General features: G+C 73.4%; 23 protein-coding genes. 14 read left to right on the forward strand and 9 right to left on the reverse strand.

Going from position 1 to position 26523, the window contains the following annotated elements:
* Positions 1 to 18: 18 nt before the first annotated feature.
* Positions 19 to 906, forward strand: a complete 888-nt coding sequence (locus ACFFXY_RS18675) for a helix-turn-helix domain-containing protein (protein WP_382353899.1) — start codon at positions 19 to 21, stop codon at positions 904 to 906.
* 37 nt (positions 907 to 943) lie between these two features.
* Here ACFFXY_RS18675 and ACFFXY_RS18680 read toward each other — a convergent pair whose 3' ends face one another.
* On the reverse strand, positions 944 to 2380 hold the full coding sequence (locus tag ACFFXY_RS18680; protein WP_382353902.1) for an RICIN domain-containing protein: 1437 nt from the start codon (positions 2378 to 2380) through the stop codon (positions 944 to 946).
* Positions 2381 to 2573: 193 nt separating this feature from the next.
* On the opposite strand from ACFFXY_RS18680, the gene ACFFXY_RS18685 reads away from it, so the two are divergent.
* From ACFFXY_RS18685 to ACFFXY_RS18705, 5 genes are all read left to right on the forward strand, one after another.
* A complete protein-coding gene (locus ACFFXY_RS18685) occupies positions 2574 to 3635 on the forward strand; it encodes an ABC transporter substrate-binding protein (protein WP_382353905.1) in 1062 nt (353 codons plus the stop codon).
* A 61-nt stretch (positions 3636 to 3696) separates the two neighbouring features.
* Positions 3697 to 4728: a FecCD family ABC transporter permease gene (locus ACFFXY_RS18690; RefSeq protein ID WP_382353908.1), complete on the forward strand. Its 1032-nt coding sequence runs from the start codon at positions 3697 to 3699 to the stop codon at positions 4726 to 4728.
* Positions 4725 to 5756 (forward strand): FecCD family ABC transporter permease, encoded by a 1032-nt coding sequence (locus ACFFXY_RS18695; protein ID WP_382353910.1) that lies wholly within the window; start codon positions 4725 to 4727, stop codon positions 5754 to 5756. The genes ACFFXY_RS18690 and ACFFXY_RS18695 overlap by 4 nt, the downstream gene beginning before the upstream one ends.
* Complete coding sequence (locus ACFFXY_RS18700) at positions 5753 to 6538, forward strand: ABC transporter ATP-binding protein (protein ID WP_382353913.1); 786 nt, start codon at positions 5753 to 5755, stop codon at positions 6536 to 6538. The genes ACFFXY_RS18695 and ACFFXY_RS18700 overlap by 4 nt, the downstream gene beginning before the upstream one ends.
* Before the next feature lie 59 nt (positions 6539 to 6597).
* A complete protein-coding gene (locus ACFFXY_RS18705) occupies positions 6598 to 7071 on the forward strand; it encodes a hypothetical protein (protein WP_382353916.1) in 474 nt (157 codons plus the stop codon).
* Here the strand turns inward: ACFFXY_RS18705 and ACFFXY_RS18710 are convergent.
* Positions 7068 to 7859 carry an SDR family NAD(P)-dependent oxidoreductase gene (locus tag ACFFXY_RS18710; RefSeq protein WP_382355514.1) on the reverse strand — a complete coding sequence of 264 codons (792 nt, stop codon included), beginning with the start codon at positions 7857 to 7859 and terminating at the stop codon, positions 7068 to 7070. The genes ACFFXY_RS18705 and ACFFXY_RS18710 overlap by 4 nt on opposite strands.
* A 49-nt stretch (positions 7860 to 7908) precedes the next feature.
* A complete protein-coding gene (locus tag ACFFXY_RS18715; RefSeq protein WP_382353919.1) occupies positions 7909 to 9375 on the reverse strand; it encodes a class II fumarate hydratase in 1467 nt (488 codons plus the stop codon).
* A gap of 235 nt (positions 9376 to 9610) precedes the next feature.
* On the opposite strand from ACFFXY_RS18715, the gene ACFFXY_RS18720 reads away from it, so the two are divergent.
* From ACFFXY_RS18720 to ACFFXY_RS18730, 3 genes are all read left to right on the forward strand, one after another.
* Positions 9611 to 11281: a glucuronyl esterase domain-containing protein gene (locus tag ACFFXY_RS18720; RefSeq protein WP_382353922.1), complete on the forward strand. Its 1671-nt coding sequence runs from the start codon at positions 9611 to 9613 to the stop codon at positions 11279 to 11281.
* Between the two features lie 365 nt (positions 11282 to 11646).
* Complete coding sequence (locus tag ACFFXY_RS18725) at positions 11647 to 12876, forward strand: MFS transporter (protein WP_382353925.1); 1230 nt, start codon at positions 11647 to 11649, stop codon at positions 12874 to 12876.
* Positions 12877 to 12925: 49 nt separating this feature from the next.
* Positions 12926 to 13672, forward strand: coding sequence for a GNAT family N-acetyltransferase (locus ACFFXY_RS18730; protein ID WP_382353928.1), 747 nt, complete (start codon positions 12926 to 12928; stop codon positions 13670 to 13672).
* A 65-nt stretch (positions 13673 to 13737) separates the two neighbouring features.
* Here ACFFXY_RS18730 and ACFFXY_RS18735 read toward each other — a convergent pair whose 3' ends face one another.
* Positions 13738 to 14922, reverse strand: coding sequence for an ROK family transcriptional regulator (locus ACFFXY_RS18735; protein WP_382353931.1), 1185 nt, complete (start codon positions 14920 to 14922; stop codon positions 13738 to 13740).
* Between the two features lie 56 nt (positions 14923 to 14978).
* Here ACFFXY_RS18735 and ACFFXY_RS18740 point away from each other — a divergent pair, with 56 nt between their 5' ends.
* Both ACFFXY_RS18740 and ACFFXY_RS18745 read left to right on the forward strand, forming a co-directional pair.
* On the forward strand, positions 14979 to 15614 hold the full coding sequence (locus ACFFXY_RS18740) for an HAD-IA family hydrolase (protein WP_382353934.1): 636 nt from the start codon (positions 14979 to 14981) through the stop codon (positions 15612 to 15614).
* Positions 15604 to 17025: an MFS transporter gene (locus ACFFXY_RS18745; RefSeq protein WP_382353937.1), complete on the forward strand. Its 1422-nt coding sequence runs from the start codon at positions 15604 to 15606 to the stop codon at positions 17023 to 17025. Before ACFFXY_RS18740 ends, ACFFXY_RS18745 begins: the two co-directional genes overlap by 11 nt.
* Before the next feature lie 68 nt (positions 17026 to 17093).
* Here the strand turns inward: ACFFXY_RS18745 and ACFFXY_RS18750 are convergent, their stop codons facing one another.
* Together ACFFXY_RS18750 and ACFFXY_RS18755 are read right to left on the reverse strand one after the other, a co-directional pair.
* Complete coding sequence (locus tag ACFFXY_RS18750; protein WP_382353940.1) at positions 17094 to 18095, reverse strand: TerC/Alx family metal homeostasis membrane protein; 1002 nt, start codon at positions 18093 to 18095, stop codon at positions 17094 to 17096.
* A gap of 113 nt (positions 18096 to 18208) precedes the next feature.
* A complete protein-coding gene (locus tag ACFFXY_RS18755; protein WP_382353943.1) occupies positions 18209 to 18754 on the reverse strand; it encodes a hypothetical protein in 546 nt (181 codons plus the stop codon).
* A gap of 107 nt (positions 18755 to 18861) precedes the next feature.
* Between ACFFXY_RS18755 and ybiA the strand changes: the two genes are divergently transcribed.
* A complete protein-coding gene (gene ybiA / locus ACFFXY_RS18760) occupies positions 18862 to 20121 on the forward strand; it encodes a riboflavin biosynthesis intermediates N-glycosidase (RefSeq protein WP_382353946.1) in 1260 nt (419 codons plus the stop codon).
* Positions 20122 to 20166: 45 nt separating this feature from the next.
* Here the strand turns inward: ybiA and ACFFXY_RS18765 are convergent, their stop codons facing one another.
* Together ACFFXY_RS18765 and ACFFXY_RS18770 are read right to left on the reverse strand one after the other, a co-directional pair.
* Positions 20167 to 20907: an SDR family NAD(P)-dependent oxidoreductase gene (locus tag ACFFXY_RS18765; RefSeq protein WP_382353949.1), complete on the reverse strand. Its 741-nt coding sequence runs from the start codon at positions 20905 to 20907 to the stop codon at positions 20167 to 20169.
* A 171-nt stretch (positions 20908 to 21078) separates the two neighbouring features.
* The gene (locus tag ACFFXY_RS18770) at positions 21079 to 22368 is read right to left on the reverse strand and encodes an APC family permease (protein WP_382353952.1); all 1290 of its coding nucleotides are present in this window, start codon (positions 22366 to 22368) and stop codon (positions 21079 to 21081) included.
* An 80-nt stretch (positions 22369 to 22448) separates the two neighbouring features.
* Here ACFFXY_RS18770 and ACFFXY_RS18775 point away from each other — a divergent pair, with 80 nt between their 5' ends.
* Together ACFFXY_RS18775 and ACFFXY_RS18780 are read left to right on the forward strand one after the other, a co-directional pair.
* Positions 22449 to 22910, forward strand: coding sequence for an Lrp/AsnC family transcriptional regulator (locus ACFFXY_RS18775; protein ID WP_382353955.1), 462 nt, complete (start codon positions 22449 to 22451; stop codon positions 22908 to 22910).
* Positions 22911 to 22934: 24 nt separating this feature from the next.
* Complete coding sequence (locus tag ACFFXY_RS18780) at positions 22935 to 25835, forward strand: DUF4132 domain-containing protein (RefSeq protein ID WP_382353958.1); 2901 nt, start codon at positions 22935 to 22937, stop codon at positions 25833 to 25835.
* On the opposite strand, the gene ACFFXY_RS18785 is transcribed toward ACFFXY_RS18780, so the two are convergent.
* Positions 25836 to 26417: a TetR/AcrR family transcriptional regulator gene (locus ACFFXY_RS18785; RefSeq protein ID WP_382353961.1), complete on the reverse strand. Its 582-nt coding sequence runs from the start codon at positions 26415 to 26417 to the stop codon at positions 25836 to 25838.
* Positions 26418 to 26523: the final 106 nt, after the last annotated feature.

Here is a 26523-nt window from a genome sequence, read left to right on the forward strand (position 1 = left end):
GCCGATTCAATGAAGCGCATGGACGAATCGACGGCCGGTATCCGCGATGGCTTCGCCGGGCAGCGGATGCTCGTGGTGCCGCGCGGGACGGTGGCGAAGGCGCTGCGCCACCCGGTGGCGGGGAAGCTCCTGGTGACCGACGCGGGCTGCTACCCGCGCGCGGCCGGGCACCGGCGCTCGCGCCCGAACGGGGCGCGCGAGCACGTGCTGCTGGTGTGCACGGACGGCGCGGGCTGGTGCCGGGTCGGCGGCGAGGAGGTCGCGGTGGGGCGCGGCGGGACGGTGCTGCTCCCGGCGGACCGCAAGCACGTGTACGGTGCGGCGCAAGCGGACCCGTGGACGCTGTGGTGGTTCCACTTCACGGGCTCGGACGCGCCTGACCTGGTGCGGGCGGCGCACGCGGCGGCGGGCGGGCCGGTCACGCACCTGCGCGATCCCGCGCCGGTCGCGAGCCTGGTCTCCCAGGTCATCGACGCACTGGACGCGGGGCTGACGACGGCGGGCCTCATGCGGGCGGCGGGCGCGGCGTGGCACGCGCTCGCGCAGGTCGCGGCGACGGGCCGCCGCGAGCCGGGCCCGAGCCTGAGCCCGCTGGAGCGGGCGGTGGAGCACCTGCGCGAGACCGCGCCGCGGCGCACGTCGGTGACGGCGCTGGCGGCGATGGTGGGCTTGAGCGCCTCGCAGTTGAGCGCGCTGTTCCGGGAGCGGCTCGGGTTGTCGCCGTTGCGGTTCCAGGTGCAGTTGCGGATGGCGCGGGCCCGCGAGCTGCTGGACGGGACGTCGCTGCCGGTGGCGGCGGTGGCGCGGGAGGCGGGGTACGACGACCCGATGTACTTCTCGCGGCAGTTCGCGCGCCAGCACGGGTTGACGCCGACGGCGTTCCGCGAGCGCGGTCCGGTCGGCTAGGCGGTCCCCGGAGGCCCGGCCTCCGGGGACCGGGGGGCTAGACGCCGAGCCAGGACTGGGGGCCGGCGTACGTGTCGAGCAGCGTCGGCAGGGAGGCGGCGCTGTCGAGGGTGTACGAGTAGTAGTCGGACGGGTTGAACGCGGAGCCGCTGGTGATGCGGTCGCCGGTGCAGTCGACGCAGACGCTCCCGGACTGGCGCAGCTGCGCGGTCGAGTCGGGGTAGTACGGGTTGTTGACGTTGTCGAAGTAGGAGTTCTCCAGGACCATCTTGGTCGAGCCGCGGGAGTAGTTGCCGTACCCGGTGATGTCCTGGAGGTAGTTGTTGTACAGGTGCGCCAGCGCGACGTTGTCGGTGCTGGGGTTGCGCTGGTTGGTGCCGTGGATCCAGTTGTGGTGGATGGTGATCCGCGCGGTGACGTTCTCGGTCCAGCCGATGCCGAAGGACTTGTTGCCGGGGCCGAGCTCGTTCCAGGAGACGGTGAGGTTGGTGGTGTCCTTGCGGGAGTCGATGATGCCGTCGTTCATGTTGTAGATGCGGTTGTGGTCGATCCAGACGTTGGACGCGGTGTCCATCTGGATGCCGTCGTAGTCGTAGTCCTTGTCGTCGGGGTCGTCCTCGGGCATGAGGGTGTCGCGGATGGTGAGGTTGCGGATGATGACGTTGTTCGTGCCGGCGCCGAGGAAGAAGCCGCCGCCGACGATCTGGCCGGAGGTGCCGACGCCGATGACGGTCTTGTTGGAGCCGACGCTGATCTCTTTGCCCTTGGGGCTGATGTTGATGGCGGCGGCGACGCGGATGGTGTAGGCGCCGGAGGCGGCGGCGTAGCGTTCGAGGTCGGCTTGGGTGGTGACGGTGACGGTGGTGCCGCCTTGGCCGCCGGTGACGCCTTGGCCGAAGCCTTCGAGGCGGTCGACGTTGGCGGGGCGGGCGCCGACGGGGACGAGTGCGAACTGCTGGTTGGCGGCGCCGGTGGGGGCGTGCTGGGAGATCCTGCCGCCCTTGGCGGTGGACCATTCCCAGACGTCGAGGGCTTTGCCGGTGGCGCGGCTGACGAAGGTGGCGTAGCCGCCGCTCTCGGTGATGGCCCACTGCTGGTTGGTGGAGCCCGCGTCGCCCCACTGCTGGACCTTGGCGCCGTCGGCGGTGGAGCCGGACTCGACGTCGAGGACCTTGCCGGAGAGGCGGACCTGGATCTTGTAGTAGCCGCTTCCGGCGTCCACGAAGCGGAACTGCTGGTCCTGGGAGCCGTTGGCGTCCCATTGGACGAGTTCGGCGCCGTTGTCGAGGGAGGCGGCGCGGATGCCGAGGACGAGGCCGGAGCTGCGGGACTGGAGGTGGTACCAGGTGCCGGTCTCGAAGGCCTCGGCTCTGGCGGTCTGCCAGAAGTTGAGGGAGGCGGCGGCGAGTGCGGCGGCGAGGAGTGCGACGAGTGCGAGCGCGAGGCGGCGCGGGCGCGCGGACGTGATTGCCATGCGGGTGTCCTTGTCGGAGTCGGGTTCACGGCCTGCGACATGCCGGGAATCGAAGGTCGTGAGTATTTACTTTCATCAATTTACATAACCGGGGCGCGGGCACGCAAGAGCGGGCCGCTGGACGGGACCGCTGTTGCGAGAGGCATTCAGACTGATCTAAGGTAAGGCTTACCTAAACAAGGAGGAGCCCGTCTTGACCCCCCGTACCACCCTGCGCCCCAGGGCCGCCGCGATCCTGGCGGGCGCCGCCGGGCTGATGATGGCCGCCTCCTGCACCACCGACGCCCCCGCCGCCCCGGAGGACGCCGCCGAGCGCGAGGCCCAGGTGAGCGAGCAGTGCCAGGACGCCGTGGTCCCCGAGCTGCCCGAGCTCCCGCCCGTCGCCGAGGGCGCCGGCACCCAGACCGTGGCCACCGGCTTCGGCGACGTGGACCTGCCCGTCGCCCCCGAGGCCGCGCTGGGCATGTACACCACCGACGTCGACATCCTCATCTGGCTGCGCTACCCCCTCGCCGCGAGCCAGCCGATCCGCGGCGACGCCGGGTACACCACGTTCCCGTGCTTCTTCCCCCAAGAAGCGCTCGCCGACGTCGCCACGTTCGCGAACTACCCCGAGTACGACTACGAGTCGGTGCTCCTCGCCGAGCCCGACTTCATCCTCAACGGCCTCGGCTACGACCCCGACGTCGTCGCGCGCCTCCCCGAGATCGCCCCGACCTACAGCGTGGACGCGTTCGACGGCCGCCCGTGGATGGAGCATTTCGAGGAGACCGCCGCCGCCCTCGGCCGCACCGAGTACTTCGAGGAGTGGAAGGCCCTCTACGACGAGCGGGTCGCCGAGGTCCGCGCGAAGATCGAGGACCCGGCCGCGATCACCGTCGCCCCGGTCGGCTACTGGGAGGACCAGTTCCAGACCGGCTGCTACGCGGGCGTGGAGTGCCAGGTCTTCGAGGACCTCGGGCTCACCGTCGCCCCGACCTCCCTCGCGAACGACCGCGAGGGCGAGGCCCTCAGCGGCGAGACCGTCGGGCGGATGGACGGGATCGACTACGCGTTCATGATCCGCAACACCGGCGAGGAGGGCGACGCGCAGTTCCAGCAGCTCCTGGACGACGCCGCGCAGAACCCCCTCTGGGCCGACCTCGACTTCGTGCAGGGCGACGGGATCGTCGGCTACGAGATGGAGATGACCTTCGGCTCCCCCAGCGGCCAGCTCGCGTTCCTCGACGTCGTGGAGCGGGCGGTCCTCGGATGAGCATGCGGGTCATGCACACCGTGGCCGACGCCGACGAGGACCGGCTCACGGCGCCGGGGCCATGACCGCGACTGAGACCGAAGCCGTCGCGGCCCCGTCGCGACGGCGGCGGCGGGTCCTCGGGCTCGCCGCCGCCGCGGCCGCGCTCGCGGTCCTCGTCGTCCTCAGCCTCGTGTTCGGGTCGAAGCCGCTGCCGCTCATCGACGTCGTCACCGCGCTCGGGCGCGACAACGGCGACGCGCACGTCATCGTCGTCGGCCAGCGCCTCCCCCGCACCGTCCTCGCGGTCGTCGTGGGCCTCGCGCTCGCGGTCGCCGGGGCGCTCATGCAGGGCCTCACCAGGAACCCCCTCGCCGACCCCGGGCTGCTCGGGGTGTCGGCGGGCGCGGCGCTCGGCGTGGTCCTGGCCGTGCGGGCCGTCCCGGGCGCGGACGGGCTGCTCCAGACGTGGGCGGCGTTCCTCGGGGCGGTGGTCACCGCGTGCGCGGTGTTCGCGATCGGGTCGCTGGGCGGGCGCGGGCGCTCGCCCGTGACGCTCGTCCTCGGCGGCGTGGCGCTCGGCGCGGTCCTCCAGGGCATCGCGTCCACAGTGGTGCTCTTGAACGCGGACGCGTTCCTGACGATGCGGTCCTGGCAGGCCGGGTCGGTCGCCGACCTGGGGTGGCCCGCGGTGGGGACCGTGGCGCCGTTCGCCGCGGCCGGGCTGGTCCTCGCAGCGGTCGCCGCGCGGGGCCTGAACGCGACCGCGCTCGGCGAGGACCTCGCGACCGCGTTGGGCGGCAGCCAGTGGCTGACGCGCGTCGCGGTCGTCGGCGCGGTGACGCTGCTGTGCGGCTCGGCGACGGCCGCGGTCGGCGTCGTGTGGTTCCTCGGGATGATGGTCCCGCACCTCGCGCGGTGGATCGCGGGCCCGGACCAGCGGTGGATCCTCGCGTACAGCCTCCTCCTCGGGCCGTGCCTCATGGTCGCGGCCGACGTCCTCGGGCGGGTCGTCGTCGCGCCCGACGAGATCCCCGCGGGCGTGGTCACGGCCGTCATCGGTGCGCCCGTGCTCATCGGCATGGTGCGCAGGAAGAAAGCGAGCGGCCTGTGAGGCGCTATGTCGTGCTCCGCGCGGGCGGGGCGTACTCGTCCCGGTCGCTCCTGCGGGTCGCCGCCGTCACGGCCGTCCTCGCGGCGGTCACCGTGCTCGCGGCCGTGGTCGCGCTCGGCCTCGGCGAGATGCGGGTGTCCGCAGTGGACGTCGTCAGGGCGCTCATTGGGGACGCCGGGACCGCTGTCGAGACCGTCGTGGTCCAGTGGCGGCTCCCGCGGGTGCTCCTCGGCGTCGTCTTCGGGGCCGCCCTCGGGCTCTCGGGCGCGATCTTCCAGTCCCTCACCAGGAACCCGCTGGGGAGCCCCGACGTGATCGGCTTCGACTCCGGCGCGTACACCGGCGCGGTCGTGTCGATCATCGCCGTCGGCGGCACCGCCCTCGTCGTCCCCTCCGCGCTCGCCGGGGGCATCGCGACCGCGCTCGCGGTGTACCTGCTGGCGTACCGGCGCGGCGTCCACGGGTTCCGGCTGATCGTCGTCGGCATCGCCGTCACCGCGCTCCTCGGCTCGGTCAACACCTACCTGATCCTCAAGGCGAGCCTGTGGCAGGCGCAGATGGCCGCCGTGTGGGGCGCGGGGAGCCTCAACGGCCTCGACTGGGCCGACGCGCGCATCGGGACCGCCGTGGTTCTCGCGCTGGTCGTGCCGCTGCTGTGGCTCGGGCGGCGGCTGCGGATGCTCGAACTCGGCGACGACGCCGCCGCGGCCATGGGCGTCGCGGTGGAGCCGGTGCGGCTCGCGCTCGTCGTCGTCGGCGTGTCCCTCTCGGCGGTGGTCACCGCGCTCGCGGGCCCGATCCCGTTCGTGGCGCTCGTCGCCCCGCAGCTCGCGCGCCGCCTCGCCCGCGCGCCGGGCGTGCAGCTCGTGCCCTCCGCGGTCATGGGCGCGTTCCTGCTCCTCACCTGCGACATGGTCGCGCTCAACGTCCCGCCGATCGCGCTGCCGGTGGGGCTCATGACGATCATCCTCGGCGGCGCCTACCTCGTCTGGCTGCTCGTCGCGCAGTCGCGGAAGGAATTGCGATGACCCTCGAAGCCGCGAACGTGACGTTCGGCTACCGCGACCGGCCCGTCGGCACGGGCCTCGACCTCGCCGTCGAGCCGGGCTCGTTCACCGCGATCGTCGGCCCCAACGCGTGCGGCAAGTCCACGCTCCTGCGCGTCCTCTCCCGGCTCCTCAAGCCCACCGAGGGCGCGGTCCTCCTGGACGGCAAGGCGATCGCGCACCAGCCGTCGAAGCAGGTCGCCAAGCGGCTGGGATTGCTGCCGCAGTCCTCGACCGCGCCCGACGGGATCACCGCGCAGGACCTCGTCGCGCGCGGGCGCTACCCGCACCAGAGCGCCCTGCGGCAGTGGAGCCGCGCCGACGAGGCCGCCGTCCGGGAGGCCATGGCCGCCACCGGGACCGAGGACCTCGCCGACCGGCTCGTGGACGAGCTCTCCGGCGGCCAGCGCCAGCGGGTGTGGGTCGCGATGGTCCTCGCGCAGCAGACGGAGCTGCTCCTGCTCGACGAGCCGACGACGTTCCTCGACATCGCCCACCAGATCGAGCTGCTCGACATCTTCGCGGGCCTGAACGACCAGGGCCGCACCGTCATCGCGGTCCTGCACGACCTGAACCAGGCGGCGCGGTACGCGTCGCGGATCGTGGCGATGCGCGGCGGCGCCGTCTACGCGGAGGGCACCCCGGCGGAAGTCATCACCGAGGCGACCGTGGAGGCCGTGTTCGACCTGCCGTGCAAGGTGGTGCCCGACCCGGTGGCGGGGACGCCGCTGGTGGTCCCGCTCGGGCGGGCGCAGCGGGGCTGAGGTCTTGAGCGCGCTATACCGTTGAGGGGACCCGCCCCGCCGCCGCCCGGAGGACCCTCATGGACGAGCCCGCCCTCGCCGACCTGCCCGGATCGACCCGTGCCGCGGTGCTGACGCTGTCGGGCATGTGCGGGGTGGGGCTGGTGTGCGCGTTCGTCCTCGCTTTCGCGCTGGTGGCGCTCGCGCAGATGCGCGCGGGCGGGACGGCGGTGCCCGCGGGGGCGGGCCCGGCGCTGTACCGGTTCGCGGCGGGGACGGCGGCGTTCGCGGTGTGCCGGGGCGCGCTGGCGGCGATGATCCTGCGCCGCAGCAATACCGCGCGGAAGCTCGCGGGGCTGGTGGAGGCGGCGGCGATCGCGCTGGGGCTGCTGTCGTGGTACGGCGGGCCCGGGTTCGAGGGGCCGCGGGTGGGCTCGCTCGCGGTGGCCGCGGACGCGGCGTCGTGGTTCGGGGCGACGGCCGGGATCGGCGTGTCGCTGGCGGTGGTGCTGCTGCTGTGGTCGCGCGCGTCCGAGGCCTGGTGCAGCGCTTAGGGGATGATCGAGTCGACGTACCCGCCGTCGACGCGGACGGCCGCGCCGGTGGTGGCGGACGCGAGCGGCGAGGCGAGGTAGGCGACGAGGTTCGCGATCTCCTCGGGCTCGATGAGGCGGTGCAGGAGCGACTGCGGCCGGTGCAGGCGCATGAACTCGCGCTGGGCCTCGTCCCACGGCAGGTCCTTGTCGACGAGCTGGTACACGAAGTCCTCGACGCCGCCGGTGTGCGTGGGCCCGGCGATCACGGCGTTGACGGTGACGCCGGTCCCGGCGGCGGTCTTCGCGAAGCCGCGCGAGACGGCCAGGAGCGCGGTCTTGCTGGTGCCGTAGTGGATCATCTCCTCGGGGATGACGATCGCGGAGTCCGAGGCGATGTTGAGGACGCGGCCCCAGCCGCGGTCGGTCATGCCGGGCAGGTAGGTGCGGATGAGGCGCACGGCGGAGAGGACGTTGACCTCCCAGTACCGGCGCCATTCGTCGTCGGTGATCTGCAGGGCCGGGCGGGCGCCGAAGATCCCGAGGTTGTTGACGAGGACGTCGACGGCGGGGAGGGACTCGGCGAGGACGGCCGCGCCGTCCTCGGCGGCGAGGTCGCCGGGGGCCGCGAAGTAGTCGCCGCCGGTCTCGTCGGCGAGGCGCGCCACGGCCTGGTCGACGGTGGCGGGGTTGCGGCCGTTGACGCCGACGCGGGCGCCCGCGGCCGCGAGCTGCCTGGCGATGGCCTCCCCGATGCCCTGGGTGGAGCCGGTGACGAGTGCGGTCCTGCCGTCGAGGTCGATCGCGATCATGGCGCCGACTCTACCTGCGGGCCGGTGGGCTTGGGCCGGTTCGGAGTCAGCGGCCGGGGTCTTCGAGGCCGAGGTCGCGGCGGGGGTCGCCGACCATGGTCGCGGGGTCCACGATCCGGTCGAAGTCCGCGGCGTCCACGCCGAGGCCGATCGCGGCCTCGCGGAGCGTGGTGCCCTCGTGGTCGGCCTTGTGGGCGATCGCGGCGGCCTTGTCGTACCCGATGTGGGGGCTGAGGGCGGTGACGAGCATGAGCGAGCGGTCGACGTGCTCGGCGACGGCCTCCCGGTCGAGCTCGATGCCCTCGACGGAGTGGAGGCGCAGCGTCCCGCACACGTCGCCGAGGATGCGCGCCGAGTGGAGCACGTTCTGGATGACGATGGGCCGCATGGTGTTCAGCTCGAAGTTCCCCTGCGCGCCCGCGGCGGCGACGATGGAGTCCTCGCCGATGACCTGGAGGGCGACCATGACCGCGGCCTCCTGCTGGGTCGGGTTCACCTTCCCGGGCATGATCGAGGAGCCCGGCTCGTTCTCGGGCAGGCGCAGCTCGTGCAGGCCCGCGCGCGGGCCCGAGGAGAGCCAGCGCATGTCGTTGGCGGCCTTCATGAGCGCGACGGCGACGCCGCGGAGCGCGGCCGAGACGGCGACCATCCCGTCGAGGGAGCCCTGCGCGGCGAACTTGTTCCGGGCGGTCACCAGCGGGAGGCCGGTGAGCTCGGCGAGCTTCGCGGCGACGGCCTCCCCGAAGCCGTCTGGGGCGTTGATGCCGGTGCCGACGGCGGTGCCACCGGCGGCGAGTTCGCAGATTGCGTCAAGGGACTGCTCCAGGCGGGAGGCGGCGTCGCGGAGCTGCGCCTCCCAGCCGGACCACTCCTGGCCGACGGTGAGGGGCGTGGCGTCCTGGAGGTGGGTGCGGCCGATCTTGACGACGTCGGCCCAGCGGCGGGCCCGGTCGCCGATGGCGGCGGCGAGCGCGAGGACCTGCGGGAGGGTGCCGTCGCGGACTTCGAGGAGCGTGGCGACGTGCATCGCGGTCGGGAACGTGTCGTTCGTGGACTGCGCGAGGTTGACGTGGTCGTTGGGGTGGACGATCCGGTCGCGGCCGAGGCCGCCGGCGAGGAGCTGGCTGGCGCGGTTGGCGACGACCTCGTTGACGTTCATGTTCGACTGGGTGCCGGACCCGGACTGCCAGACGTACAGGGGGAACTCGTCGTCGAGGGAGCCTTCGGCGACCTCTTCGCAGGCGTGGACGATCGCGGCGGCGAGGTTCGGGTCGAGGCGGCCGGCCTCGGCGTTGACGAGCGCGGCGGCCTGCTTGACGATCCCGTAGGCGCGGTAGAGGGCCACGGGCATCCGGTCGTCGCCGATCGCGAAGTGCTGGAGGGCGCGCTGGGTCTGGGCGCCCCAGTAGTGCTCGGCGGGGACGTCGATCTCGCCCATGGCGTCGGTCTCGGCGCGGGTGCCGGTGGCGCCGGTGCCGATCGGGAGGTCGTGGTCGGCCTTGGGGAAGGGCATCGTGCACCTCGCGCTGACGGGTCGCCGCACGGGGCCCCGCACGGGGTGCCGATCCTACCCCGCGGCGGCGGCCTCGCACGTTGTGTATCGAAGTTGGTCAATGTATCCTGTTGGGACCCTCACGGAAGTTCCACTGGAAGTTTCGGCTTGAGCGGTCTCACCGTTGACGCCGGCCCGCCGGGCCGCCCCACACCGTCGATGATGGACTCGCCCTGGTCAGACAAGGACTGGCACCATGGCATCATCGATCGCACCCGGCTCCGCGCCGCCCTCCCCCGACCCCCACGTCCACCGCCCGGGGCGCTCCCGGCACCGCCGCAGGCTGCGGTTCGCACTCGTCGCCCTCGCGTCGGTCGCCCTCGCCTCGGCGCTCGCGCTCTCGACCCGGTTCAGCGCGGAGGCGCAAGTGCAGGCAATGTCCGAATGGGACGGCGAGGACTGCGCCGTCTCGATCCCCGGCACCTGGGCCTCCAGCGCCCTCCTCCCCGACCCGTTCACCAGGCTCGACGGCACCCGCGTCACCACCCGCGGCCAATGGGAGTGCCGCCGCTCCGAGATCAAGGAGCTCGCCGAGCGGACCGTCTACGGCGACAAGCCGCAGCCCGACTCGGTCACCGGCACCGTGACCTCCTCGCGGATCACCGTCAACGTCAGCGACGACGGCCGCAGCACCAGCTTCTCCGCCACGGTGCAGCTCCCGAGCGGGACCGGGCCGTTCCCGGCCGTCATCGTCTACGGCGGCTTCGGCGCCGACACGCAGACGATCCTCTCGTCCGGGGCCGCGGTCATCAACTACGACCCGGGCGCGGTCGGGGCGGAAGGCACGCCGCGCAACAACAAACAGGGCGCGTTCTACACGCTCTACGGCGCGACCAGCTCCACCGGCGTGCTCATGGCGCAGGCATGGGGGGTGAGCCGCATCATCGACGTCATCGAGCAGTCCGGCGGGTCGATCCTCAACAACTCGACCGGCGTCACCGGCTGCTCCCGCTACGGCAAGGGCGCGTTCGTCGCCGGGGCCTTCGACCAGCGCATCGACCTGACGATGCCCATCGAGTCCGGCTCGGGCGGCGTCGGGGCCATGCGCTCGATCGCCCAGGAAAGCGGTTCACAGCCGCTCAGCAGCGCCTACGGCGAGCAGCCGTGGCTCGGCGACGCGTTCAGCGCCTACACCGGCAACCCGGCCGGGCTCCCGGTCGACACCCACGAGATCGTCGGCATGATCGCCCCCCGGGGCCTGTTCATCATGGACAACCCGCACGTCGAATGGCTCGGCGCGCGCTCCGGCGCGGTCGCGGCCCTCGGCGGCGCGGAGGTGTACAAGGCCCTCGGGGCCGGCGCCAACATCTCGTACCACTCGAACGTCGCCGACGGCACCCACTGCGCCACCCGCAGCGAATGGCGCACCCCGCTCCAGCAGTCCATCAACGCCTTCCTCAAGGGCTCCGGCACCCCGCCCGGCGTCATCACCATGCACCCCAACAAGTCCGCCAACCTCTCCCAGTGGCGCACCTGGACCACCCCGACCCTCGGCACCGGCGACCCCGGCTCGACCACGACCCCCGCCGATACCACCACCCCGCCCGAGACGACCCCGCCGCCGACCGGCTCGGGCTGCACCGCCCGCGTCGAGACGGCGAGCACCTGGAACGGCGGCTGGCAGGGCAACGTCCACGTCACCGCCGGAAGCACCGCGATCACTGGCTGGCGCCTCACCTGGACCTGGCCCGGCGCCCAGCGCATCACCAGCTCCTGGAACGCCGCCGTCACCACCTCCGGAGCCGCCGTCACCGCCGACGACGTCGGCTGGAACGGCGCCATCCCCGCCGGCCAGACCCAGAACGCCTGGGGCTTCATAGCCTCCGGCACCACTTCCACCTCGACAGTGACCTGCACGGTCACCTGACCCGACACCCACGGAACACAGCGGGGGCCCGGGGCGAAAACCGCCCCGGGCCCCGCCCACCCCGCCGGGCGATGTCGTACCCAGCGGGCACGGTTGTAGCCGGGGGCGGCCAACCGCGCCTCGCCACTAGGCGTGCCCGAAAACCGCCGCTCACCCGCGCCTCGCCTCCGCTGTCACACCCACCAGGCATTGTTGAAGCCGGGGGCGCCTGGCGGCGCCGCCCGATCCGGCGCGCCCTCCGGCCGCCCACCCCCTCGCCCCACCTCACCGCGCCCCGGCTACTTACCGGCCGACCGGCTCGAATTCGTCACATCCGGCTCCCGCGATGTGAGCCGGGATCACCACTCCTTGGTACGTTCGCGAACGTGTCCGAGCCTGCCCAGTCGACGATCAGCATGCGGCGCCTGTTCGTGCCGATCTACGGCCCGACCGTCCTGATCTCCATCGGCATGGGGGCGGTCGTCCCGCTCATCGCGCTCTACGCGCTCGACCTCGGCGCCAGCGTCACCCAAGCCGCGATCATCGTCGGCCTCATCGGCTTCGGCCAGCTCACCGGCGACCTCCCCGCGGGCTCCCTCGCGCAGCGCTTCGGCGAGAAGCCCGTGCTCCTCGCCGCGTGCGTCGTCGAGGCCGTCGCGCTCCTCGTCGCCTCGCAGACCACGTCGCTGCTGGTCGTCTCCGCGTGCGTGTTCGCCATCGGCCTCGCCTCGGCCGTCTTCGGCCTCGCCCGCCACGCCTACCTCTCCGAAGCCGTCGCGATCGCCTACCGCGCCCGCGCGCTCTCGACGCTCGGCGGGACGTTCCGCATCGGCTCGTTCATCGGCCCGTTCGTGGCCGCGGCCCTCATCGCGCAGTTCTCGATCGGCGCGGCCTTCGCGTTCGCCGCCTGCACCAGCCTCGCGGGCGGCCTGCTCAGCCTCCTCCTCCCCGAACTCCCCGGGGACGGCGCGAGGCGCAAACCCGCGCCCGAGGCCGAACCCGAAGCGCGCCTGAGCCTCTGGCAGGTCATCCGCGACCACCGCAAGGTCCTCGCGCACCTCGGCTCCGGCGTCTTCCTCATCATGATCGCCCGCGCCTCGCGCACCGCGATCATCCCGCTCTGGGCCGCCTACCAGGGCCTCGACGCCACCACCACGAGCATCATCGTCGGTATCTCCGCGGGCGTCGACATCCTGCTCTTCTACCCCGGCGGCGCGATCATGGACCGCTTCGGCCGCATGTGGGTCGCCCTCCCCGCCATGCTCGTCATGGGTGTCGGCTTCCTGATCCTGCCGCTGGCGGACACGGCCATCCTCATCGGCGTCGTCGCCTGCGTCATGGGCCTGGGCAACGGCGTCTCCTCCGGCATCGTCCTCACCCTCGGCTCCGACGTCGCCCCCGACCAGGGCCGACGCCAGTTCCTCGGCGGCTGGCGCCTCTGCGCCGACCTCGGCAACGTCGCGGGCCCCGGCCTCATCAGCCTCGTCGCCCTCGCGTTCCCCCTCGGCGCCGCCGCCGTCGCCCTCGGCCTCATCTCCTGGTTCGGCGTCGGCTGGCTCGCCAAATGGGTCCCCGTCTACGACAAGTCCCGCGACGCCGTCCCCGCGAAGGTCTGAGCGGGCTCCGGGCCCGAAAACCGCTTCCGCCCGATGGGAGGATCGGGACATGCCAGCCGATCCGCTCACCGCACGCGCCAGAACGCTCTGGCAGACCATCGCCGCCGCGCCCGTGACGTTCCCCGACTCCGGCGTCCGGGTCGTCGCCTCCCCCGGGTCGCGGATGTGCCCGCCCGGATGGGTCGGGATCGTGGCGCTGGGCGGCTCGGCGATCGCGACCGTCCCCGCAGAAGACGCGGTCGCGCCCGTGCAGCACGCCCTCGACGGAATCGACACCGCATCGCTCACCCGGCCCGAGACCCTGCGGACCGCGCTCCCGGTCGCATCGGTCCTCGGCCCGGCGACCCTGGCCTACCTCGCGGAGGACTCCTTCGTCCTCCCCCGCTCCGACATCGCCGTCGAGCCGCTCGCCCCCGACCACCCCGACCTCCGCGCGCTGCTGGCGTCGGCCAGCGCCGACGACGCGGACGAGAGCGGGATCGACGAGATCACCTCCCCGGCGTTCACCGTGCGCGAGCACGGGAAGGTCGTCGCGGCCGCGGGCTACCGCACCTGGCCCGCCGCGACCGCGCACCTGTGCGTCCTCACCGCCGAGGCCGCCCGCGGCCGCGGCCTGGCGAAGCGGGTCGCCGCCGCCGCAGTGGGCGACGCGCTCGCCGCTTCCCTACTGCCCCAATGGCGTGCCCGCCCCGCGGCCTCCCGCCGCGTCGCGCGGGCGCTCGGCTTCCAGGAGCTGGGGAACCAGTTGAGCGTCGCCTTGGACCTCGACCGACTCGCCGAATCCGGCCCGGCCTGATCATCCGGTCTTCGTCGCCGCGCGGCGGACTGGCGTGCTCCCGCCGGAGCCTCGCACGGCTCGGTTCATCCGAAGCGGGCGGACGTCCACTCGCCGATCGACTGCTCGGTAAGCACCACGTCGAAGGCCGCTTCGGCCGCGCCGAGGAGGAACGCGTCCGGGCCGAGGGCCGAGGCGATCAGCTCGGGCGGGTCGTCGCGGCGGAAGCCCATGAGGCCGGCCTCGAACGCGGCGGCGAAGGGGCCGGGGGCCGCGCGGCGCAGCTCAGGGGCGAGGCCGCCGAAGGAGACCACTTCGGGGTCGAGGATGTTCGCGAGACCGGCCGCGCCGTGACCGAGCGAGGCGGAACACTGCTCCACGGCCGCACGGGAGGCGGGGTCCACGAGGGCGTCGATGAGGTAGGCGCGCGGGTCGTCGGGTTCGGGGCGGCCGAGGAGGCGCGCGACCGCACGGCCGTCGACCGCGACGTCCCAGCATCCCGTTGCGCCGCAAGGGCACGGCACCGCGGGGTCGCCGAAGGGCGCGTGGCCGAACTCGCCGCCCGCGCCCGTCGCGCCGGTCACGGCGAACGCGTGGTCGACGAACACGCCGCCGATGCCGACCTCGATCGTCAGGTACAGGACGGACTTGCCGGGGTGGGCGAGGCGGGCCTCCGCGAGCCCGGCAAGGGTCGCGTCGTTGCCGATCACCTGGGGCACACCGGGAAGCAGGGGCTCGACCTCGACGTCGCGCCAGCCGAGGACGCTGGACTGGCCGATGCGCCCGCGCCGGACCGTGGCCGCCGCCGAGACCGAGACGGCGCGGATGCGCGAGCCGTGCCGGGCCGCGATGCCCTCGACGGCTTCGCGGACGGCGGCGAAGACCGGTTCGGGGCGCTTGGAGCCGTGGCGGCCGGTGGCCGGTTCGCTCAGGGTCCCTTCGAGATCGGCGACGGCGACGCGCCATTCGGCCTGGCGGATGTCGACGACCGCGACGAGGGGGCCGTCCGGGTGGGCGTGGAGCGTGGTCGTGGGGCGGCCGCGGCCGGTCGGCGGGGCGGGCTGCTCGGCGATGAGGTCGAGGGCGCGCAGGCGCGAGCTGATCTCGGTGGCGGTGCCGCTGCCGACGCCGAGGACGCGGGCGGCCTCGGCGCGCGTGACGCCGGGCCGGGCGCGCACCAGGCGCAGGAGGTCGAGCGCGCCGCTCCAGCGGGCGGCCTCGGCACGTCCCACTTTGATGGGCCCGGAGTCCGGGTCTTGGGCTTGCGCCATGCCACCTCCAGCGTTTATCCTCGCGCTACGAGTTTAAATGATCCCCGGAGGGCTTCATGCGAAGCTACAGCAACCCCGCGGCCGTCCTGTTCGACATGGACGGCACCCTCGTCGATTCCGACGGCGCGGTCGTGCGCGCCTGGGCGGCCTGGGCCGCCGAGTACGGCGTCGATCCCCAGGTCGCGCTCGCCGACCCGCACGGCAACCCCGCCCCGACCACCGTTGCCAAGTTGCGGCCCGACCTCGACGCGCCCGGCGTCGCCGCCGCCGCGGCGCGGCAGCTTGAGTTCCAGTACGAGGACATCGCCGACGTCGTCCCCACCACGGGCGCAACGCGACTGCTCGCGGTCCTGGAGCGCTCCAGCATCCCGTGGGCCGTGGTCACCAGCGCCGACGACCGCCTCGCCAAGGCTCGCCTCGGCGCGGCCGGGATCCAGCCGCCGCTCCTGCTCACCATCGACGACGTGGAGCACGGCAAGCCCCACCCCGAGGGCTACCTCAAGGCCGCAGCGGCCCTCGGCTTCGCCCCCGCCGACTGCCTGGTGGTCGAGGACTCAACCCCGGGCCTGGCCGCCGGCCGCGCCGCCGGTGCGATGACCGCGGCGCTCAGAGGCCTCGACGGCGATGTATCTCTCGCAAACCTGGGCGAACTCGCAGACCTCCTGGAGCTGCGGGCCCTCGATGGGTCCTGAGATCGGCACCCGCGCAACGGATCAGGCAGACGACGGCACCGCGGACCGGCCATCCGGCGACACCGCCGCCGAGACATCGGCCAGCACGGCCGACAGCCTTGCCGGGGGTGCAGCCGACCAGCCTTCCCGCAGCACGGCCACCAGGCCCTCCGGCAGCACCGCCGAGGGTGCAGCCGGTCGGCCATCCGGCGGCACGACCGACAGGGCCGCGGGCCGCGCCGCTAGCGCATCCCCCGCCGACGCGGCCGACGGCACCGTCGCCGGTCCGGCCCGAGGCGCCGTCGAGAACGGGGCCGAGCGCCCCGCGGGCGGCCCCGTCGGCAGTGCGCCCGATCAGGCGGTCGGGCGCGTCGTGGCGTTCGCGCAGATCGGGCTCGGCTTTCTCGTCTCCTCGTTCGGGCCGTACCTCGCGGGGATCGCCGTGGAGCTCGACCGGCCGCGCGGGGAGCTGGTGTGGCTGACCATGATGTTCGGGGCGGGGCTCGTGCTCGCCGCCGTGATCGGTCCGGCCGTGCTCCGCAGCGGCGCAGGTCTGGTCATGCGGATCGCGTGCGGGGTCATCACCACGGGCGCGGTCGCCATGGCCGTGACGCCGGACCTGCGCATCGCAGGGCCCGGATCGGTGCTCGTCGGCGTCGGGTGCGCGGCGATCGCGCTCGCGACGCCCTCGCTGCTGCGCGGGCCGGGCGCGGCCAAGCGCATCGCGCTCGCGGTCGGGGTATCCAGTGCGGCCGGGGTGCTCGCGCCGCTCGCGTTCGGGGCCTTGGAGACCGCGGGGATCGCGGGCCGGTGGGCGCTGCTCGCCGCGGTCCCGGTGCTGCTGGCGGGGGCCGTGCACCGCACCGTCCGAGGCGTCGGCGACGCCGCGGAGGCGCGCGGGCGCGTGCCGGTCGGCCCGGCGTCGTTGGGGTGGCTGCGGATCGTGCTCAGTGTCGGATGCGAGTTCTGCTTCGTCGTCTGGGGCGTGGCGCGGCTGGTGGACACGGGCGTGGCGCTCGGCACCGCGTCAGCGCTCGGCGCGAGCTTCGGGATCGGGATGGCGGCGGGGCGGCTCGTCGGGACCAGATTCGTGGACCGGTCCTGGGCCGTTGGCGCCGCGGTCGCGGTCACCATGGCGGGCACCGTGATCGTCTACTTCGGGCAGGACCCGGCGACCGTCACGGCCGGGATCGCCGTGGCCAGCCTGGGCATCGCGCCGCTCTACCCGATCATGCTCGGGAGCCTCGTCAACATCCCGGACCTGACGTCGCGCCACTCCGCCTCCATCGGGTCCCTCGCCTCCGGCACAGCGATCCTCGCCGCGCCAGCGGCGCTCGGATGGCTCGACGGGCAGATCGGGCTGCGGGAGGCGTTCCTCCTGCCGATCCCGCTGCTGCTGGTGCTCCTGCTGCTGGCGAGACGGGCGCGCTGAGACGCCGAAGGCCCCGGATCGTGCATCCTATATCCTATAGGATGCACGATCCGGGGCCGGGCGTGCGATTACTGCTCGGGTTCCTTCTTCTTGGTCGCCGAGAGCGATCCGGCGTGCGCCTTCTCGTCGGGGTTGCCGCGGGTCTTTATGAGGCTCGCGACCGTGACGATCACGAGGACGCCGATCACGACGCCGAGGCTGACCGGGGTGGAGATCTCGGGGATCGACGTGTTCACGTCGACGTGCGCCCAGTGCATGATCAGCTTCGCGCCGATGAACAGCAGGATGAGCGAGAGCCCCAGCGACAGGTACACGAGGCGGTCGAGCAGGCCCTTCACGAGGAAGAACAGGGCGCGCAGACCCAGGAGCGCGAACGCGTTCGCGGTGAAGACGATGTACGCCTCCTGCGTGACGCCGAAGACCGCGGGGATCGAGTCGAGCGCGAACAGCAGATCGACCGAGCCGATCGCGATGAGCACGATGAACAGCGGCGTGACGACGCGGCGGGCGTTCTCCTTCGCGAAGAGCTTGCCGCCGATGTAGTCCGCGGAGACCGGCAGGAACCGGCGCGCGCCGCGGACCATGAGGTTCGACTCGACGTCGGGGTCCTCGTCCCTGTGCCGGAACAGCTGGATCGCGGTGTAGACCAGCAGCAGCCCGAAGATGAGGAACATGAACGAGAACGAGTTGATGAGCGCCGAGCCGAGCGCGATGAAGATGGCGCGCATGATGAGCGCGAGCACGATCCCGAACGTGAGGACCTTGTGCTGGTGGTGGTCGGGGACCGCGAACGTCGTCATGATGATGACGAACACGAACAGGTTGTCGACCGAGAGGCTCTTCTCGATGATGTAGCCGGCGAAGTACTCCGTCCCGGCGGCGTTGCCGTACTGCAAGCCGAACCAGACGCCGAACAGCACGGCGATGGCGATGTAGATCACCGACCAGGCGGTGGCCTCCTTGAACCCGACATGGTGCGGCCGCAGCGCCGCCAACAGCAGGTCCACCGCCAGCAGAACGACGATGAGTCCGATCGTCAATGCCCATGTGAGTGGGCTGATATCGAGCACGCTACCTCCGTCAGATTGCCATCATCACGACTGCGGGTTGACATCACGCGCAGTGCCCCGAATCCTAACGGCAAACCTTGCCATCGACCACGACTACCCCTCACGGGACGCGGTCACACGCGGCCGGCGCGGAACTCCTCCAGGGCGGCGGTCTGCTCGGCCGAGAGCGGGAAGTTCGCGTTGCGCGAGACGGGGTGGATCTCGGCCTGGTCCCAGTAGCGGGACGGGATGCTCGTGGCGACCCCGATGCGGCGCATCTCGGCGTGGAGCGTGTCGTACAGGCCCTGCGCGTCGAAGAGGTAGACGTGCTCGATGGACCAGGGCCGGTACGCGCCCGCGGAACCCGAAGGGCCCCCGCGCGGGCCGGTCATGACCAGGTACGTGTCGAGCTCCTCGGAGTCGGTCATGTCGAGCATGCCCTGGTTGCGGGTGTAGTGCTTGATGTTGACGCTGCGCCCGGCGAGCGGGCCGGAGCGGAAGAACCCGTCGACGACCTTGTTCGCGGCGGGCTCCAGCGCGATGTCGAAGACCTGCGCGGCGATCCAGTCGGAGAGGTGCCCGTGGACGACGGGGCGGCCGACCACGTCGGCGATGCGCTCGTCGATGGCGTTGCGCGCTCTGAGCAGCATGGCGATCGCTTTGATCTCGGCTGAGGACATCGGTGCTCCTTGTGACCCGTCCTCATCGTACCGAGCGCCCGCCGGGCCCGCCCGAATGCGGCCCCCGGACGATTGCCACCGGGCGCTTCCCCTGGCAGGCTATGGCGATGAGCGACTCCGGCGGTGCGACGCCGCCGACCCCCGACGGCGCTCCGCCCTCCGACGCGCCCGCGGGCCCGGCGGACCGGGCCTGGACGCTGTACTACATGACGGACCTCGAAGGGCTGGACCTCGCCTCGGCCGGCCCCGAGCCCCCCGCGGTCGGCATCGACCGCCTCGCCGACGAGCTGAAGGACCTGCTCACCGCGTCCACCGAGCCCCTCGACGGGCACGGGCACCTGGGCCACTTCGCGAAGGCCGCCGAGGAGGCCGCGAACGTGGCCGGGAACCCGAACCTCGTCGCCGGGACCGTCAGGTGGATCGTGACGGCCGGGTTCATGGCCGCCGGTGCGCCCCAGCCGTTCCCGCAGCTCGCCGGGTACTGCGCGTTCCGCACCGCCGAGCACCTCGCCGAAGCGCTCGCCACGGACGCGGAGACCATGCGCGCCAACGCGATCGCGGCGTTCAACGAGTCGCTGCACGTCGCCGACGCGCTCAGTTGCGCCAGCCGGGGCCTGCTCGACACGTGCGAGTCGCTGCGGGTCCTCCAGCAGCGGTACGACGACGGGCAGCTCGACGCGCTCGTGGACGGGTTCACCCCCGACGGGCCGCCGGAGATCGACCTGCCGTTCGCCCCGCACGACCCGGCCCCGGCCGAACCCGCGGAGCAGCCGTGGAGCCCGTTCCAGCGGCGCGCGGACTCCCCCTCGCGCGTCGTCAGACCCGTTGCGGTGCAGCAGGAGCACCGGGCGCCGAAGGAGGAGGCGGGGTTCCTGTTCTTCCGCGACCACGAGCGCACGCACGGCGGGCGGCTCGCGCCCGGGTGCCTCGACCAGTGGTGGCCCGCGCCGATCCGCGTGGGCGGCAGGCGGTTCGCGACGGCCGAGCACTACATGATGTGGTCCAAGGCGAAGCTGTTCGAGGACGAGCTGGCCGCGGCGGCGATCCTCGCCGAGGACGACCCCGAGCGGGCGAGGGCCCTGGGGCGCACCGTCACCGACTTCGACCTGCACGTGTGGGAGCGGCACCGGTTCCAGATCGCGGTGCGCGGCAGCATCGCCAAGTTCGGGCAGCGCGGGGAGCTGCGGAACTTCCTGCTGTCCACAGGGGAGCGGATGCTGGTGGAGGCGAGCCCGGACGACCCGGTGTGGGGCATCGGCCTGGAGGCCGACGACCCGCGCGCGGCCGACCCGCGGACCTGGCAGGGCCAGAACCTCCTCGGGTTCGCCCTGATGACGGCCCGGCGGCACCTGCGCGCGGCCGGATAGCGGAACGCCCGCTCCGACCGCATCGGAGCGGGCGCTGTGGTTGCGCTAGACGGCGTTCCAGCCGCCGTCGCTGGCGAGGACGACGCCGTTGGTGTTGCTGGCGTCGTCGCTGAGGAGCCAGGTGATCGCCGCGGCGAGCTGCTCGGGCTGGGCGGGCTGGCCCGCGTTGACGAAGTACGGCTGGAGGCGCTCGATGCCGAGCTGGGACTTCGGGGTCGCCTCGATGTTCGTGGCGACGCCGCCGGGCGCGACGGCGTTCGAGCGGATGCCGTCCTTGCCGTAGACGACCGCGACGTGCCGGGTGAGGCCGACGACCGCGTGCTTGGAGGCGGTGTAGGCCGCGCCCGCCGCGGAGCCGCGGATGCCCGCCTCGGAGGAGACGTTGACGATGGAGCCGCCGCCGGAGGCGGTCATGACCGGGAGCGCGGCGCGGATGAGGCGCAGCGGGGCGGTGAGGTTGACGCCGAAGACGCGGTCCCAGGTGGCGTCGTCGACCTCGCCCGCGGGCAGGAAGCCGTCCATGATGCCCGCGACGTTCGCGAGGCCGTCGATGCGGCCGCCCGCGGCGGCCACGACCTGGTCGATCACGGCCGCGGAGGTGAGGTCGCCCGCGACGGCGCGGATCTCGATCTCGGCGCCGAGCTTGTCGAGGCTCTCCTGGTTGACGTCGGCCGCGACGACGGCGGCGCCCTCGGCGGCGAGCCGCAGCGCGGTGGCGCGGCCGATGCCCGATCCGGCGCCGGTGACGATGACGGTCTTGCCGGTGAAGCGGTCGTTCGTTCCCATGAGTCCCCCTTTGGTCCCTGCCGCCCGGCGGGGCGGCCCGTGTCGCAGTATTCCTCCGGGCGGGGCCCGGAGGCGGCGTTTCACTCGATCCACTGCTTTAAGTCAAGTGACTGACTTAAGATTAGCTCGGTGGAGGCGGGGGTGCGCCAAGGGTGAAAGCTATGAAATCGGTCATCCTCCCGCCGGGACCTCGGCCGGGACGGGCTCCGGGAGCGGGGCCCGGCGGCGCTTGAGGTGCAGGTAGCCGAGGGCGAGGACCGCGATCCCCAAGGGCAGCAGGAGGTACCAGGCCAGGGCCGTGCCGATCAGGGCGGTGCAGGCCGTCGCGAAGACGGCGCGCTGCCGGGCCCGGCCCTGGAGGAGCTTCACGGCGGCGGCGCACGCGAGAACCGTGACCGCGGCCAGGACCGCGGACGTGGCGCGCATCTGCTGGTCCAGGCCCAGGCCGAGCGCGGTCGTCGTCGCGAACGCGGTGCCGGTGAAGGCCGCGAGCAGGAGCAGCGCCCGGTGCGGCGTGCGGCCCGGCTCGTGGCCCTTCGCGAGCGGCGCGGGCATCGCGCCGTCCCGGGCGAGCGCCGCGCCCAGGCGCGAGGCCCCGGCGATGAACGTGTTCATCGCGCCGAGGCTCAGCAGCGCCGCGCACACGGCGGTGAGCGGGGCCGCGGCCGGGCCGAACGCGTACGCGAGCAGGTCGGTGAGCGGCGTCGCCGAGGAGCCTGCGGAGGAACCGAGGACCCCGGCGGTCGCGGCGGCGAGGGCCAGGTAGATCGCGGCCACGACGGCCAGCGCGAGGGCCGTGACGCGGCGCAGCTGCCTTGCGGGGTCGCGGAACTCGCCGGAGAGGTGGCTGGCGGCCTCCCAGCCGGAGAACGCGTAGAACAGGACCGCGGCGGCCGAGAGGATGCCCGGGATGCCGTTGGGGGCGAAGGGGGTGAGGTTGGCGGGGTCGAAGTGCGGGAGCGCGGCGGCGCAGGCGGCGGCGAGGAGCGCGGCGAGGAGTCCCATGAGGACGAGCTGCGCACCGCCGGAGAGGCGCAGGCCGATGTGGTTGGCGGCGAACGCGGTCGCGAGGAGGACCGCGGCAATGGCGACGACGGCGGTGTGGCCGAGGCCGAGGGCGTCGGCGATGTAGGCGGCGCCGACGAGCGCGGCGGAGCTGGCGCCGACGGGGATGACGCTGAAGAACCACCAGCCGCAGACGGCGGCGGCGCGGTCGCCGAAGGCGGCGCGGGTGAAGGTGGCGACGCCCCCGGCGTCGGGGCGGCGGGCGGCGAGTTCGGCGAACGTGGCGGCCACGGGGATCGAGAGCAGCAGGAGCGCGACCCACGCGACGATCGCGGCGGGCCCGGCCGCGGCGGCGGCGAGGCCGGGGAGGGCGAGGACGCCGGGGCCGAGGATCGCGCCGAGGTAGAGGGCGGTCCCGCGGGCGGTGCCGAGGGAGCCGGTGGAACGGGTGGTCATGTCGGTCAACGCTAGACGCGCGGTCGGGCGTTCCGGGGTACGGCCGAACGGGCGGCCGGAATCGGGGCGATAATCCGTGGATGGACGAACTTGACGCGTCGATCGTGCGCCTCCTCCAGTCGGATGCGCGGCTGTCGAACCGGGAGCTGGCGCGGCGCCTGGGCGTGGCGCCCTCGACGGCGCTGGAGCGGGTGCGGGCGCTCACGCGCCGCGGGGTGATCCGCGGGTACGGCGCCGACGTGGACTTGAAGGCGCTGGGGCGCAACGCGGAGGCGCTGGTGTCGGTGCAGCTGGGCAAGCACCAGCGGGCGAAGTACGAGCAGTTCCGCGAGACCGTCGGGTCCTGGCCCGAGGTGGTGACGCTGTTCGTCGTCTCCGGCGGGAGCGACGTGGTGCTGCACGTGGCCGTGCGCGACGTCGAGCACCTCCACTCGTTCCTGGTCGACCGGCTCGGCACCCGGCCCGAGGTGGCCCGCTTCCAGACCTCGATGGTGTTCGGCCGCGACCACAACCGGGTCCTGGAGCCGATGCCGGAGGAGTGAGCACGCCCGGTCCAGAATGTGCGCATGAGCGAACTCCTGCCGCATGAGGACCCCGACCCCGCGCGACCCTGGCTGGACTACCGGGGCTCCCGTGAACTCGACCCGGCGCCGCGGCGCGGGTTCCCGTCCGCGAGGGCGTACGAGCCGGACCCGGACATGCCGGGGCACTGGGCGGCGGTGCGGGACGCCGCGGAGGCGGGGCTGCGGGACGCGGCCGGGTCGCCGGTGACCGAGCCCGCGATCGCGGCGGCGATGCGGTCCTATCTGGATGGCGGCGCGGACCCGCTGGGCGCGGCGGCCGCGCTGGAGATCGCCTCGGCCGTCACGAGCCTCTACGAGGTGTCGCGGCGGTACGCGCAGATCGAGGTGTGGACCGGGGAGCACGGTGCCGCGTTCGCGGCCGAGGCGCTCATGCGGCAGTGCGAGATCCGGGTCGTGAACCAGCACGGGAAGAACTACTCGCGGGTCGCGTGGCGGGGCGAGACCCCCGCGGTCGTGTGGGCGCCCGCGAAGCCGCTGGGCGCCGAGTGGGGCCGCGGCACCGAGTGCCGCCAGCTGCGGACCGTGCTGTCGGCCCTGCCGGAGGAGGAGTACCGGCCCTTCCGCGCGGTGCTGGAGCCGTACGGGCGCAACCACAGGCAGCGGCTGGTCCGCGCCTACCTCATGCCGACCGAGCGGGACTGGGCCGCCGAGGCGCTCGCCGAATGGCGCGAGCGCGACTCCAAGACGTGGCGGGACCAGAACCGCCTCGCCGGGATCGCGTCCTCTTTGGATGAACTGCGGGAGGCCGGGCTGGACCTGCTGTCGAACATCGGCGGCCACGCCCCGGCCGTGGCGGCCCTCGTGGAGGCGTTCGGCGCCGAGTGCGCGCCGCTGTTCGTCGCCTCCGTGGAGGCCGGGACCCGCGAGTACCAGGGCAAGGCCACGATCCACGAGGTCATCGCCGGACTCCCCCACGACGCGGCCGTCGCGTACCTGCTGGGGAACCTCGTGACCGAGCGGACCGGGCCGCTCGTCCGATCGGCCGCCGAGCGGTTCCCGCGCCGCACCCTCCGGGTGATCGCGCGGCTCGCCGCGGACGCGGACCCGTCGCTGCGGTCGCGGTTCGCGCACGTCGTCGCGTCGGTGCCCGCGCTCGGGGCCGCCCGCGAGGCCGCGCCCGCCGACGTCAGAGACGCGGTCGACCGGCTCACCGGCCTCGCCGACGCCCCGCCCGAGGCCGCCGAGCTGCACGCGTTCCTCGCGGGCCCGCCGTGGACGCGCAAGGCCCCCAAGCGGAAGAAGCTCATAGTGGACATCGCTCCGTCCGGTGAGGACGGACTGGTCTGGCGCGAGGGCGAACGGGACCGGTGGCGCGAGAGCCCCGACGCCGTGCAGCGGCGCCTCGCCGAGACCGGGGAGCCCGCGGAGGCCCTTGCGGCGCTGGCGAAGTCAGCGAACGGGCACCGCGCGCTCCCGCCGCTGGCCGGGCCCGCGGCGGCGCGCGTCGCGGCCGACTGGCTGGTGCGCCTGCGGTCCACGCGGCTGAGCGTCGGCGACTGGCTCGACCGTCACGGCCTCGACGCGGCCGTGTGGATCGCGCCCGACGCGGTCGGCAGGGCCGGGAAGCCGCGCAAGGCCGCCGAGGCGGTGCTCCGCGACGTCGCGCGCCGCTTCGGCGACGCGATGGTCCTGGAGGCGGTCGCGCGGTACGGGGAGGAGGCGGCCGCGTCGGTCGCCGAGATCCTCGCCGTCGACCCCCTGGACCTCGACGGCCGCAAGGCCCCGAAGGTCCCCGAGTGGGCCGAGCCGGTCCTGGGCATGCCGGTGCTCCTGCGCGGCGGGCGCGAACGGCTGCCGCGGGAGGCGCTCGCGCACGTCGTGGGCGCGATGGCCCTCGACTCGCCCGCGATCCCTTACGCGGGGCTCGACATTGTCAAGGAGCAGTGCGACCCGGCGAGCCTGAGCGCGTTCTCGTGGGCGGTCCTCGAATCCTGGGAGATCAACGACGCCCCCGCGAAGGACGCGTGGGCGCTGACGCAGCTCGCGCGCTTCGCCGACGCCGACGCGGTCGCGCGCCTGGAGGCGCTCGTGCGCGAATGGCCCGACCGGAGCCTCTCCAAGCGGGCCCTGAACGGCCTCGAAGTGCTCGGCGCCGTCGAGTCCGAGCACGCCCTGCGGGCCGTCCACCGCCTCACGCGCTTCCGCGGCTCCAAGGCCGTCAAGGCCGCCGCCGTCAACCAGCTCGAACTCGTCGCCGCCGGGCTCGGCCTCGACACGGAGCAGCTCGCCGACCGCCTCGTCCCCGACACGGGGACCGCGGCGGTCGCCGCCGAGCAGGCGACGCGGCTGGAGCGGGCCATGGCCGACGGCCGGACCTGGGCCGTCGCGGAGTTCCGGGAGCACCTCCTCGCGCACCCGCTCCTCGGAGAGCTGGCGCGGCGGCTGGTCTGGCAGGCCGACGGCACCGCGTTCCGGATCGCCGAGGACGACACGTTCGCCGACGCCGAGGACGACGCGGTCGAGCTCCCCGAGGGGGCCGCGGTCCGGCTCGCGCACCCCGTGCTCCTCGGCGGCGCACTGGACGCGTGGGTGCGCCAGCTCGCCGACTACGAAGTCCTCCAGCCGTTCAACCAGCTCGGCAGGCCCGCGCACACGGCGGCCGGGCTCGCCCCGCTCGAAGGCCGCAAGGCCCGGACCGGGCCGCTCCACGGCCTCGCCAAGAGCACCTGGAGCGCCGTCCGCGACGGGTCCACCACGGTCGCGATCGAGCGGCGCTTCCGCACCGGCACCGTCCGCGCCGACTTCTCCCCCGGCTACGGCGGCGGCCCGTACTTCGACGCCGACGCGGTCCAGGTCCTCGACGCCGTGCGCCTCCCCGCGGGCCTCGACCCGGTCTCGTTCAGCGAAGCCGTCGCCGACCTCGGGAAGGCCGCGAAGGCGTGACTACTCGGCGGCCTGCGCCGCCGCGCCCGGGAGATGCTCCAGGGCCGCGGTCAGCAGGCCGCCGACCGCCGTGATCCGGTCGGCCATCGCCTCGGGGTCGAGCGGGTCCTCCCCCTCGGTCACCCACAGGTACACCATCGCCCCGAACCCGCCGGTGATGAACGCCGCCAGATCGTCGTCGAGCCGCCCCGGCAGCACGTCCCCGAACCTCGCCCGGATCGACTCGCTCCGCAGCGGCGACAGCAGCCCGCTCACCTCCCGGTTGAGCGCGAACGCGCTCGCCGAGTTGAACATCGCCCGGTAGAACCCCCGATGCGCCGCGAAATGCCGCGCCAGCGCGAGCGACCTCGCCCGCCCCGTCGCCGTCTCGGGCGCGGCCCGCCACGGCTCGAACAGCTCCCTGCGCGCCAGGTCCAGCGCCGCCTCCAGCAGCAGCCGGTCCCGGTCGCCGTAGTGGAGGTACACGAGCTGGCGGCTGACGCCCGCGACGTCCGCGATGTCGGACACCGGCACGTTCGCCGTGCCGCGCTCGCTGACCAGCGCAATGGCCGCGCCCAGCAGCGCGGCGCGCGTTCGTCGCACCCGGCGGTCCTTGGCGGGTGAGGGAGGGTCGAATCTCACTCGACGAGGTTAGACACCTGTTAACAAATCGACAAGTATTCGATGATTTGAGCGGGCCCCGCTCCCG

Source organism: Glycomyces mayteni (genome assembly GCF_042428885.1).
Classification (GTDB): Bacteria; Actinomycetota; Actinomycetes; order Mycobacteriales; family Micromonosporaceae; genus Glycomyces; species Glycomyces mayteni.